We start from the raw sequence: 11658 nt of genomic DNA on the forward strand, positions 1-11658 counted from the left end.
ATCGAGGCAAAAGACTAGGATTAAGATTCAATCTAATTGCGGGAATCTATAATTTAGAACTGAGTAAAAAATGACTTATGAAAGAAGTCTATTAGATCTCTTTCATAAATCTTGGATTCTCAAATGAAGTGCAACAGAGAACTATTAAACAATCTTACTCAGCCTAATCATATTTCCGAATAAACAAAGCCATTTTTTTTATTTTTTAATATACAAAATTTACTTTAGCGTATCTATTTATAGCCAATATATTAAAAAAGATATCGAGTTAAATCATCATGAGCCGAGCAACTAAGCCACTAATTGTGACAGTCATTGTAGTGATTGCAATTGCTACATTTATCTATTTTCAAGCTAAAAAACTAGATATGAATCCTCAAGCAGTATCAAAAAATGACAAACCTGTTGTGATTGCATATCAAACAGGAATTGACCCAACTAAAATTGCACAGGCAAAAGGTGAATATGAAAAAGACAGTGGAAACGATATTCAGTGGAAAAAATTTGATACAGGAGCAGATGTTGTCAATGCTTTAGCATCTGGTGATGTCGATATTGGAAATATTGGTTCAAGTCCTGTAGCGGCTGCGGCAAGCCATGATTTACCTATAGAAGTATTTTTTGTAGCTGCGAAACTAGGTTCTTCAGAAGCATTAGTTGTAAATAATAAAGCAGGAATTCAATCACCAGCTGACTTAAAGGGCAAAACTATTGCCGTACCATTTGTTTCAACAGCACATTACAGCTTGTTATCAGCTTTGAAACATTGGAATATTGATGAATCAGAAGTCAAAATTATTAACTTACGTCCACCTGAAATTTCAGCAGCTTGGGAGCGTGGTGATATTGAGGCAGCCTATGTATGGGAGCCAGCATTAAGTAAATTACTTGCGTCGGGTAAATCTTTGGCAGATTCCAAACAAGTCGCTGATTGGGGTGCACCAACATATGATGTTTGGGTGGTACGTAAAGATTTTGCAGAGAAAAAACCTGAATTTTTAAAGTCTTTTGTACAGACATCATTAAATACGATTAATGAATATCAACAAGACCCTGAAGAATTTAAAAATAATACAGAATATTTAGCACGAATTTCTGAGTTAACAGGCTCAAACGCAAAAGATATTCCATTACTTTTATCTGGCAATATTTACTTAGACAAAGAACAACAACAGCAACTTTTTGTAGAGAAATTTGCTAAAAATATTCTAGATACCGCTGAGTTCTTAAAATCACAAGGCAAGGTAGACAAAGTTAAACAAAGTTATCAAACCAATGTTAACGCAAGCTTTTTAAAACCTTAAGGAGCCAAACATGAGTGTACTTAAGGCAGAAAATATCAGCTTAAGTTATAACAACAGCACGACACCAATATTGGAAAATATTTATCTCAATATTCCCGAGTCCTCTCTTACTATAATTTTAGGTGAGTCAGGCTGTGGCAAAACTACATTATTGAATATCTTGGCAGGTTTTCAACAGGCAGATGATGGTGTAGTAAAAATTGATAATCAAGTGCTCACAGCTCCAAGTGATCAGCGAGCGGTTGTATTTCAGGAACATGCTTTACTACCTTGGCTAAATGTCGCTGAAAATGTAGGCTTTTCTCTGAAGTTAAAAGGTTTAGCGACTAAAGAAATTGAACAGCATGTGAGTCAAATTTTAAAAATAGTTGGGCTTTCACATGTGACAGAAGCCAATATCTGGCAGCTCTCAGGAGGGATGAAACAACGTGTTGGAATAGCAAGAGCTTTAATTAGCCATGCGCCTTTTATTTTACTTGATGAACCTTTTGCTGCTTTAGATGCATTTACACGTGAAAATATGCAACAACTAGTTTTAGATTTATGGATCCAACAAAACAAAGGTTTTTTCTTAATCACGCATGATATCGAAGAAGCACTATTGTTGAGTCATCAATTGGTATTGATGTCTGCACATCCTGGGAAAATTATTGAAATATTACATTTAAATTTCGCTCAACGTTATAGAGATGGTGAGTCGATCCGTTCAATTAAATCAGATTCGGATTTTATACTGTTACGTGAAAAGTTATTTGAGCAATTACGCCAACAGAAATTAGAATCTTTGGAGGTTTAAATGAGTTCAAATCAACCACGAACGGTACTGAAATTTAACCCCATTATTGCACCAAAACCGAACAGTAAAACAGTGGCTAAACGTCTTCATATTTTTAAGCAATATGCAACCACAGTATTAAGTTTAGTAAGTGTACTTTCTGTTTTACTTGCTTGGTATGTGGTTACTGCACTACATTTGATTCCCGAATTATTTTTGCCAAGTCCTGCTGCTGTTTGGCAAAAGTTTGTAGAAGTCAGCCAACAAGGCTTCATGAAAGCAACACTCTGGCAACATTTGGCAGAAAGTATTGGGCGTGTTTTTATTGCTCTTTTTGCTGCAATTGTCATTGGTATACCTGTGGGTTTATGGATGGGCTTAAACCGTTGGGTAAGAGCTGTACTTGATCCACTCATTGAATTGCTACGTCCAATCCCACCACTTGCGTATTTACCTTTATTGGTCATTTGGTTTGGTATTGGTGAAACGACAAAAGTTTTACTTATTTTCTTTTCAATTCTTGCACCTGTGGTGATTAGTTCTACTTATGGCGTGTTAAGTCATCAAACCAACCGTGAGCGTGCAGCACTTTCCTTAGGTGCATCTAAACGTCAAGTTTTACAGTATGTGATTTTACCAACGGCACTACCTCACATTATTACAGGTATTCGTATTGGTTTAGGGGTAGGTTGGTCAACTTTGGTTACAGCAGAGTTAGTAGCAGCTGATCGTGGTATTGGTTTTATGGTGCAGTCAGCCGCACAGTTTTTAATCACTGATGCGGTAATACTTGGCATTATTGTAATTGCACTAGTTGCAGTAAGTTTTGAATTATTTTTACGCTGGTTGCAAAAACAACTTGCACCTTGGTACGGACAACAGTTTTAAAGTAGAAGATGAATCATGAGCTTAAATATTGAAAAAATAAATCCAAATATTGGTGCAATTATTTCAGGAATTGATCTAAACCAAATTTCTGAGCATGAATTACAACATCTTCATGATGCTCTACTTGAGCATCAAGTCTTGTTTTTTCGAAAACAAAACTTAAGTGCAGATTCGCAAGTTGCTTTGGCACATAGTTTTGGTCCATTACATATACATCCAATTTTCCTATCGTTGCCACAAGCACCTGAAATTATTGTATTAGACAGCCATCAACAAGACTTAAAAGACAATGAGCTTTGGCATACAGATGTGACATTTAGCCATACACCCCCACTTGGCTGTGTGTTGCAAGCGATCAAACTTCCACAAACAGGTGGCGATACTTTTTGGGCAAGTGCAACAGCATCCTTTAAAGCTTTGCCTGAGGCATTAAAGCAAAAGCTTCGTGGTTTAACTGCTACACATGATATTCGTAAATCATTTCCTGTAGAACGCTACGGTAATACACCTGAAAAATTAAAACAGCTTGAACTTAGCTTCCAAAAAAATCCGCCTGTTGTACATCCTGTCGTGTGTAGGCACCCAGTTACACAAGAAGAAGTGCTTTTTGTAAATGAAGGTTTTACGACACGTATTAATGGGTTATCACAGCAAGAAAGTGATGAGTTACTGATATATTTATTTGAGCATAGTGTAAAAGCGGATTTTCATTTACGTTGGCAGTGGCAAGAAGGTGATGTTGCAATCTGGGATAACCGTTGCACACAGCATAAAGCACTGTTTGATTATGGCGATGCACACCGCATTATGCACCGAGCAACTATTATTGGTAGCGTACCTGCTTATAAACTCACAAGTTAATTCACTACAAACGTCATAAAATTTTTGTTGAAGTTAATTCAAAACCTCTCGACCTGAGAGGGTTTGTTTTTTAAGTTGAGATTTAAAAAAAATATGTAAAAGGTTAATTTTAAATTAAATTCTGAACAGCCACCAATCTCCTAGACAAATTTGGTCCATATATTAACGAGGTATGGCTCATGTTGAGCAGACCATTCGGTCGTTGAGTCAAGTCAAATCAAGATATCTTCTCAATTTACTCGGGCTTGGTGAGAAGAGGATCAATTATTTGTACGATAAAGTTTAGGTACAGGTTTACTCATTTACAAAATTAAATGCTGAATAAGCCCTAAAAACATTGGGCTGCACAACCAAGCTTATGAAAGTTAGGAAATTTAGTAATTTATGTTTATCCAATTCATTATAAGACTAAAGTTATAGAGTCTCTATTCCAACCGCAATTATGTGGTGCGGATAGATTGATTTATATACATCTCTTAAGTTTCTAATAACGTATAAGATTTTAATAGATTGCAGAATTGGTCATACCAAATATTAAGTTAAGTTATCTTTCTTGTGTTTTTGGGTTACTATTACTAATATAATCGCTCTAAATGTCCATTTTATTCCTTAATTACCTAAATTGGTCATACCAGTTTGATTTATAAGTATAATGAACTGTTCAATCTAGTAGTTAAGCATTTCAAGGAGTAGACAATGCTTCAACAGTGGCAACAAATTTATGATCCCATGAGTAATATTTGGGTTTCGAGTGCTATTGCGCTAGTTCCAATTGTTTTCTTTTTTTTAGCGTTAGCTATTTTTCGCATGAAGGGTAGTGTAGCCGCGACAATTACTGTTTTTTTAGCCTTTCTGGTTTCATTATTTTTATATGAAATGCCAATCGAAATGGCATTGGCATCAATGGTATATGGCTTCTTCTACGGACTGTGGCCAATTGCATGGATTATTATCGGTGCGGTTTTTATATATAAGATTTCAGTGAAAACAGGACAGTTTGAGGTTATTCGTTCCTCTATTCTATCAATTACAGAAGATCAACGTCTGCAAATGTTATTAGTAGGATTTGCTTTTGGTACGTTTTTAGAAGGTGCAGCAGGTTTTGGTGCACCTGTGGCAATTACTGCGGCATTATTGGTAGGACTCGGTTTTAAGCCTTTGTATGCGGCTGGGCTATGTCTGATAGTAAACACTGCACCTGTTGCTTTCGGTGCAATGGGAATTCCGATCATTGTGGCTGGGCAGGTTTCAGGTGTTGATACCATGGAGATCAGTCAAATGGTGGGTCGTCAGTTACCCTTTATGGTGCCAATTGTATTGATATGGATCATGGCAATCATGGATGGTTGGCGTGGAGTTAAAGAAACTTGGCCTGCTATTTTAGTTGCAAGCTTATCTTTTGGTTTAGCACAATATTTAACATCAAATTTTGTTGGGCCTGAGTTACCCGATATTACTGCTGCAATTGCATCATTGATCAGTTTAACTATATTACTTAAGTATTGGAAACCAAAACATATTTTTCGTTTTCAGGATAAAGATATACGGGTAGATGAAACTATTATCGAGCAAGCTCGTAAGCAATATAGTGTGGGACAGATAGCCAAAGCTTGGTCTCCATTTTTGATACTTACAGCAATGGTGACGGTCTGGAGCATCAAACCTTTTAAAGATTTATTTATTAAAGATGGTGCCCTAAGTGATTTTGTAATTTCAATTAAAGTGCCGTATCTGCATCAATTGATTCAAAAGCTGCCGCCTGTTGTGCCTGAAATTAAAGATTATGATGCGATTTATAAATTCGATTGGTTATCGGCAACGGGTACAGCAATTATGTTGGCGGCATTACTCACGATTATTTATTTAAAAATGAAACCTAAAGCGGCAATTTCGACATTCTTTGAAACAGTGAATGAACTGAAAACACCAATTTATTCGATTGGTATGGTGCTAGCTTTTGCGTTCATTGCAAACTATTCAGGTCTGTCAGCGACACTGGCTTTGGCACTGGCACATACGGGTCAAGCTTTCACCTTTTTCTCACCATTCTTGGGTTGGGTCGGAGTGTTTCTTACAGGTTCAGATACTTCAGCTAATGCATTGTTCTCAGCGTTACAAGCAACTACAGCACAGCAAATCGGCGTGCCTGAAGTTTTATTAGTTGCTGCCAATACCAGTGGTGGAGTAACAGGTAAGATGATTTCCCCTCAATCGATTGCAATTGCTTGTGCGGCAGTGGGTTTGGTTGGTAAAGAATCTGATTTATTCAGATTTACAGTAAAGCACAGCATTATCTTTACGATCATGATTGGTATTATTGTGACCTTACAAGCTTATATTTTCCCGTGGATGATTCCGTAAACGGGTCAAGGAAAAGAATGAAAGTCTCTGACAAAGTAGTACAGCGTTTACGTCTATTGATTGAAAAAAATAATGTGCAAATCGGAGAGCGATTGCCTGCTGAACGCCAACTCTGTGAACAGTTGGGTGTGTCTCGTAGCTCTTTACGTGAGGCGATTCAACAGCTGATTGCCGCAGGAATTATTCAGAGCAAAGCGGGTGCAGGTACCTATTTAAAGCAGTTGCCTGCACATTGGTCACAGCATCAAATCGTTGAGCCATTATCCGGTTTGATGGATCAAGATCCTGAATATCGTTTTGATGTACAAGAAGCTCGTATGGTGCTTGAAGGTGGTACAGCATGGTATGCGGCACAACGTGCTACCCCCAGTGATTTGATCAATATTCGTCAGTGTTTTGAGCAGATTAGCCATTTTCAGGCTTTAGGTGATGATGCTCATGCAGCAATAGCGGATGCAAAGTTTCATCTGGCGATTGCAGAAGCATCCCACAATCTAGTGTTGATCCAAATGATGCGTAGTTTGTTTGATTTATTACAAGACAATGTGATGTTGGGGCGACGTAAAGTTTACACCACACCACAACATTTTGAACAATTGTATGACCAACACTTTGAGGTGATGGACGCAATTGAACGTCAAGACTCAAAGGCTGCTCGTAAGGCAGCTTGTGGGCATATTGAATTTGTTGTTCAACGCGTACGTATGATCGATGAGGAAGAAGCACGTCGTCAACGTTCGAGTCGATTAAATAGGACATAAATTATGATTATTTCTTCTGCAAATGACTATCGTGAAGCTGCGAAACGTCGTTTACCACCATTTTTATTTGAATATATTGATGGTGGTGCCTATGCGGAATATACCTTAAAGCGTAATGTGGAGGATTTATCAAAAATCGCTTTACGTCAACGTGTGTTAAAGAACATGTCTGAGCTGAGCTTAGAAACGCAATTGTTTGGTGAGAATTTGGCATTGCCAGTGGCATTGTCACCTGTAGGCTTAACAGGTATGTATGCACGTCGCGGTGAAGTTCAAGCCGCTGTTGCCGCAGATAAAAAGGGCATTCCCTTTACCTTATCAACAGTTTCAGTTTGTCCGATTGAAGAAGTGGCACCTGCGATTCAACGTCCAATGTGGTTTCAACTGTATGTACTACGTGACCGTGGATTTATGAAAAATGCCTTGGAACGTGCTAAAGCAGCAGGCTGTTCTACCTTAGTATTCACAGTAGATATGCCCGTTCCAGGTGCGCGTTACCGTGATGCACATTCAGGGATGAGTGGTAAAAATGCTGCAATGCGCCGTTACATGCAATCATGTATGCATCCACACTGGGCTTGGAATGTCGGTTTATTAGGGCGTCCACATGATTTAGGTAACATTTCAAAATATCTAGGTAAGCCGACAGGTCTTGAAGATTATATCGGTTGGCTGGGCAATAACTTCGACCCTTCAATTTCTTGGAAAGATCTTGAGTGGATTCGTGATTATTGGGAGGGTCCTATGGTTATTAAAGGAATTTTAGATCCTGAAGATGCTAAGGATGCAGTACGTTTTGGAGCAGATGGAATTGTGGTCTCCAATCACGGTGGTCGCCAGCTTGACGGTGTGTTGTCTTCTGTTCGTGCACTTCCTTCAATTGCAAGTGCGGTTAAAGGTGACATTAAAATTTTAGCAGATTCAGGAATTCGTAACGGTCTTGATGTAGTACGTATGTTGGCTATGGGTGCAGATATTTGCATGCTTGGTCGTGCATTTGTATACGCACTTGGTGCTGCCGGCGGTGCTGGGGTAAGTAATTTACTAGATTTGATTGAGAAAGAAATGCGTGTAGCAATGACATTGACTGGTGCAAGAACCATTGCAGATATTACATCGGATTGCTTGGTTAAGTTAGAAAAAGAGCAAGCAATTTAATTACCCACTTTAGTAAATTCCTGCCAAACTTCCTTGGAAAAAAGAGATTCTTATCCGAATAATTTAGGTGAAAAGCTTCCTTTTAAAAAGGAGGCCTTAATAGTTTAGAAAGAATCTCGCCCAATCGTCACTTGAGCTGAATTTTAAAAGATACCTAGGTGAGAAAATTAAATTATTTGGGCATTTATAAAATAGAAGACTTAAAAATGATAAACATTCAATCCTCTTCTCAACAAACAATTCAAAAACTGATTGATGTTGTTGGTAAAAAAAATGTAATGACTTGCGAGAAAGATACTCGTTTGTATCGCCAAGGTCGCCGTTACGGTGCAGGGAATGTCTTAGCTGTCGTTATTCCTGGGACATTGGTAGAACAATGGAAAGTACTAAAAATAGCGGTTGACGATGGTTGTATCGTAATCATGCAAGCTGCGAATACAGGACTTACGGGTGGCTCAACCCCATTCGGCGATGATTACGACCGTCCAGTATTATTGATGAGTACTCGTCGTCTAAGTGGTATTCAAGTAATCAATGAAGGTAAGCAAGTCATTTGTTTACCAGGTGCGACTTTGGATCGTTTAGAAAAAGAATTAGCAGTTTTTAATCGTGAACCTCATTCAGTCATTGGTTCATCTTGTATCGGCGCTTCAGTCTTAGGAGGCGTGTGTAATAACTCTGGTGGAGCATTGGTGCGTCGTGGACCTGCTTACACAGAACTTGCATTATATGCAAGGGTGAATGATCAAGGCTCGCTTGAATTAGTCAATCATTTAGGTGTTAATCTGGGGCATTCCCCTGAGGAAATCTTATCGAATTTGGAACAACGAAAATATCAAATTACCGACATCGAAAATGAGAGTCAGTGCTATGCATCAGACCATCGTTATATTAAAGATGTGGCAAAAATTGATGAAAACACACCGGCACGTTTTAATGCTGATCCATCTCGTTTATTTGAAGCATCTGGTTCAGCGGGTAAAGTCTGTGTGTTTGCGGTACGTTTAGATACGTTTGAGAGAACTTCAAGTCAAGTGTTTTATGTGGGGAGTAATCGCCAAGAAGATTTAACCGAAATCCGTCGTTTTTTACTGAAAGATTTACCGCGTATCCCTATTGCTGGTGAGTATATTCATCGTGTTGCTTATGACATTGGTGCTGAATATGGTAAGGATACTTTTATGTTTATCGAGAAATTCGGTACAGCCAAAGTGCCTGCTGCATTTGCAATGAAAGATAAAATAGATGCTTATCTTGAAAAACTTAAAATACGTGGTCTTTCTGATAAATTTTTGCAGTTGCTGACAAAGTTTCTACCCTCGCACTTGCCGAAGCGTATGAATGCATTTCGAAATTTATATGAACATCATTTGATACTACGTATTGAAGATCAAGATGTGGCTGCGGTAGAGGCATTTTTAGAAAGCTACTTTGATCATCACGAAACTGGTGATTATTTCCTTTGTGATGAAGATGAAGGGCGAAAAGCATTTTTACATCGTTTTGCGGTCGCAGGTGCTGCAATTCGTTATCGAGATACGCATCGATCAGAAGTCGAAGATATTGTTGCATTAGATATCGCACTTCGCCGGAATGATCGTGAATGGGTAGAAACCTTACCTAAAGAAATGGATGAGCAGATTTTACATAAACTGTATTACGGACATTTTTTATGTCATGTATTCCATCAAGATTACATTGTTAAAAAAAATGTTGATCCTTTAGCTATGGAACATGCAATGTGGCGTTTATTAGATAATCGTGGGGCTGAGTATCCAGCAGAGCATAATGTTGGACATTTATATGTAGCTAAGCCTGCATTGAAAAATCATTATAAAAAACTTGATCCAACAAATACTTTTAATGTCGGAATTGGGCAGACATCTAAGCTTAAATATTGGAAGTAATAGGAATGATTTTTAATGCAAAGCATATTGTTAGTAAATAATCCAAGATAATGGTATCTAAGATATATAGCCGTGAACCAATTTTAAGCCAATGATTTCTTAATCTGAATGTTTATGCAACAAAGCCATTCAAACTTAATAGGATATTGATTGTGGAAACCGAGAGTTATCTACTGGGTTAGATGTTCTGAATCTTTAGAAAGAAAGCCAATTATCTCGGAAGATAATTGGCTTGAGTAAAGAGTTTGGCTATCCGCTTATTCGTCGATCATCCCAATAACACGGCACTACAATCAAATTGTTTTCATGCAACCGTGACCATAATCGGACACCTAAATCCCGTTGCATATTCTGTAATGTGAAATTGGAAATTAGCAGCGTGGACTTCATATTGTCATAACGGCTATACAGAACCTTATGCACCATCTCTAGACGTTTCTCATGCCGCTCATGCAGGCCATATTCATCAATTACTAATAAATCAAAACTGGAGAAATGGTTGATTACTTCCTTTTCAGAACGTGAGGCATCTGACCAAGTGTCCATCATTTTTTGAGCAATTTCTGCACTGGTATAGTAGCGAGCAGATTTTGTACTGTTATGCAGGATGTTACGAATGATTGACGCACTCAGGTGAGTCTTTCCTGTACCTGGTGTACCAATGAGCAGCAGGTTTGGATAATGGCCAGAAATAATTTGCTGTGCAAAAGCCTGACATAGTTTGATGGCATTGTCTTGTGCAGGACATGCAATCACATAATTCTTGAAGCCACGGTCCAGGTAGCGTTTATTGAGCCCTGAGTTTCTGATTTTCTGTTGTAGCAATCGCTGTTGCAACTCATCTGCATAGGCTGCATGTGAGTGATGGACGGTTTCTTTCGCACACAATTTACAGAGCTTGTGACCAGCAATTTCTATCAAGGGTATATGATGGGTAGGGCAAAGTGTTTCTGTTGTTTCTGCGCAAAACTGGAGCGTTTTAAGCATGGTATTCATGGTCATTCTCCTAAATCCATTTGGAATTTTCTAAAAAAACCTCATTTTTTTCTTCAAAATTTGAAGATGAAGATGAAGATGAAGATGAAGATGAAGATGAAGATGAAGATGAAGATGAAGATGAAGATGAAGATGAAGATGAAGATGAAGGGCATGGTTCAAGCATGACTTGAGCAATACTCGGGCTATTCTCAAGGATTGCTTGAGCATTTACTTTTCGTTGCTTGGCTGATGCTTGAGCATTACTGGCGGATTTCCCCCAACGTGCTTGAGCTGCATTTTTAGCTTTATCAGATTTCATTTGCTGATTTTGCAATGCTTGGCTTTTTAAACTGGTTAAAAAACTTGAATGAATCTGCTCAGATTCGACTTCAAACAATTCCAGGGCTATTAGCGTATTCAACAAGGTTTTAGCCTTGGTATGTTGCGATAATTTTGTGATGCTACATATTGTTGCTAGGTCATGAGGAATAGCACCATTTTTCCAGAAATCCATCATTAACAGTAGTGCTGCACCAATTTGTTCTGCTGTCATTCGTGCAAATTTCGCCTGTAGGTCACCAATATAGAGTGGCATCCAAATTGAAATATCTTTATGCATGTGTTCACCTTTTTTATAGGTATAGAGGGCTAAGGTCATCAATCAG

10 protein-coding genes are annotated in these 11658 nt (G+C 38.2%); 8 read left to right on the forward strand and 2 right to left on the reverse strand.

Going from position 1 to position 11658, the window contains the following annotated elements; all coding sequences use genetic code 11:
- Positions 1-278 precede the first annotated feature (278 nt).
- From tauA to dld, 8 genes are all read left to right on the forward strand, one after another.
- The gene (gene tauA / locus NI461_RS10340) at positions 279-1304 is read left to right on the forward strand and encodes a taurine ABC transporter substrate-binding protein (RefSeq protein ID WP_253157218.1); all 1026 of its coding nucleotides are present in this window, start codon (positions 279-281) and stop codon (positions 1302-1304) included.
- Positions 1305-1314: 10 nt separating this feature from the next.
- Complete coding sequence (locus NI461_RS10345; RefSeq protein ID WP_174659098.1) at positions 1315-2100, forward strand: taurine ABC transporter ATP-binding protein; 786 nt, start codon at positions 1315-1317, stop codon at positions 2098-2100.
- Positions 2101-2967 carry a taurine ABC transporter permease TauC gene (gene tauC / locus NI461_RS10350; RefSeq protein ID WP_253157220.1) on the forward strand — a complete coding sequence of 289 codons (867 nt, stop codon included), beginning with the start codon at positions 2101-2103 and terminating at the stop codon, positions 2965-2967. It begins immediately after the preceding gene.
- Positions 2968-2982: 15 nt separating this feature from the next.
- The gene (tauD, locus tag NI461_RS10355; protein ID WP_174659100.1) at positions 2983-3828 is read left to right on the forward strand and encodes a taurine dioxygenase; all 846 of its coding nucleotides are present in this window, start codon (positions 2983-2985) and stop codon (positions 3826-3828) included.
- A 696-nt stretch (positions 3829-4524) separates the two neighbouring features.
- Positions 4525-6189, forward strand: coding sequence for an L-lactate permease (gene lldP / locus NI461_RS10360; RefSeq protein ID WP_174659101.1), 1665 nt, complete (start codon positions 4525-4527; stop codon positions 6187-6189).
- Positions 6190-6206: 17 nt separating this feature from the next.
- Positions 6207-6950: a transcriptional regulator LldR gene (lldR, locus tag NI461_RS10365; RefSeq protein WP_174659102.1), complete on the forward strand. Its 744-nt coding sequence runs from the start codon at positions 6207-6209 to the stop codon at positions 6948-6950.
- A 3-nt stretch (positions 6951-6953) separates the two neighbouring features.
- Positions 6954-8108 carry an FMN-dependent L-lactate dehydrogenase LldD gene (gene lldD, locus NI461_RS10370; protein WP_174659103.1) on the forward strand — a complete coding sequence of 385 codons (1155 nt, stop codon included), beginning with the start codon at positions 6954-6956 and terminating at the stop codon, positions 8106-8108.
- Positions 8109-8314: 206 nt separating this feature from the next.
- The gene (gene dld / locus NI461_RS10375; RefSeq protein WP_253157233.1) at positions 8315-10015 is read left to right on the forward strand and encodes a D-lactate dehydrogenase; all 1701 of its coding nucleotides are present in this window, start codon (positions 8315-8317) and stop codon (positions 10013-10015) included.
- Positions 10016-10264: 249 nt separating this feature from the next.
- On the opposite strand, the gene NI461_RS10380 is transcribed toward dld, so the two are convergent.
- The gene (locus NI461_RS10380; RefSeq protein WP_253157222.1) at positions 10265-11011 is read right to left on the reverse strand and encodes an ATP-binding protein; all 747 of its coding nucleotides are present in this window, start codon (positions 11009-11011) and stop codon (positions 10265-10267) included.
- 10 nt (positions 11012-11021) lie between these two features.
- The gene (locus tag NI461_RS10385) at positions 11022-11612 is read right to left on the reverse strand and encodes a DUF1376 domain-containing protein (RefSeq protein WP_253157224.1); all 591 of its coding nucleotides are present in this window, start codon (positions 11610-11612) and stop codon (positions 11022-11024) included.
- Between the last annotated feature and the right edge of the window lie 46 nt (positions 11613-11658).

It is taken from the genome of Acinetobacter sp. S4400-12, from assembly GCF_024129495.1.
Taxonomy (GTDB): Bacteria; Pseudomonadota; Gammaproteobacteria; order Pseudomonadales; family Moraxellaceae; genus Acinetobacter; species Acinetobacter lwoffii_C.

Excerpts from the sequence above, each read along its gene's own strand:
- tauA (WP_253157218.1), top strand. The coding sequence starts at position 279 with ATGAGCCGAGCAACTAAGCCACTAATTGTGACAGTCATTGTAGTGATT.
- NI461_RS10345 (WP_174659098.1), top strand. The coding sequence starts at position 1,315 with ATGAGTGTACTTAAGGCAGAAAATATCAGCTTAAGTTATAACAACAGC.
- tauC (WP_253157220.1), top strand. The coding sequence starts at position 2,101 with ATGAGTTCAAATCAACCACGAACGGTACTGAAATTTAACCCCATTATT.
- tauD (WP_174659100.1), top strand. The coding sequence starts at position 2,983 with ATGAGCTTAAATATTGAAAAAATAAATCCAAATATTGGTGCAATTATT.
- lldP (WP_174659101.1), top strand. The coding sequence starts at position 4,525 with ATGCTTCAACAGTGGCAACAAATTTATGATCCCATGAGTAATATTTGG.
- lldR (WP_174659102.1), top strand. The coding sequence starts at position 6,207 with ATGAAAGTCTCTGACAAAGTAGTACAGCGTTTACGTCTATTGATTGAA.
- lldD (WP_174659103.1), top strand. The coding sequence starts at position 6,954 with ATGATTATTTCTTCTGCAAATGACTATCGTGAAGCTGCGAAACGTCGT.
- dld (WP_253157233.1), top strand. The coding sequence starts at position 8,315 with ATGATAAACATTCAATCCTCTTCTCAACAAACAATTCAAAAACTGATT.
- NI461_RS10380 (WP_253157222.1), bottom strand. The coding sequence starts at position 11,011 with ATGAATACCATGCTTAAAACGCTCCAGTTTTGCGCAGAAACAACAGAA.
- NI461_RS10385 (WP_253157224.1), bottom strand. The coding sequence starts at position 11,612 with ATGCATAAAGATATTTCAATTTGGATGCCACTCTATATTGGTGACCTA.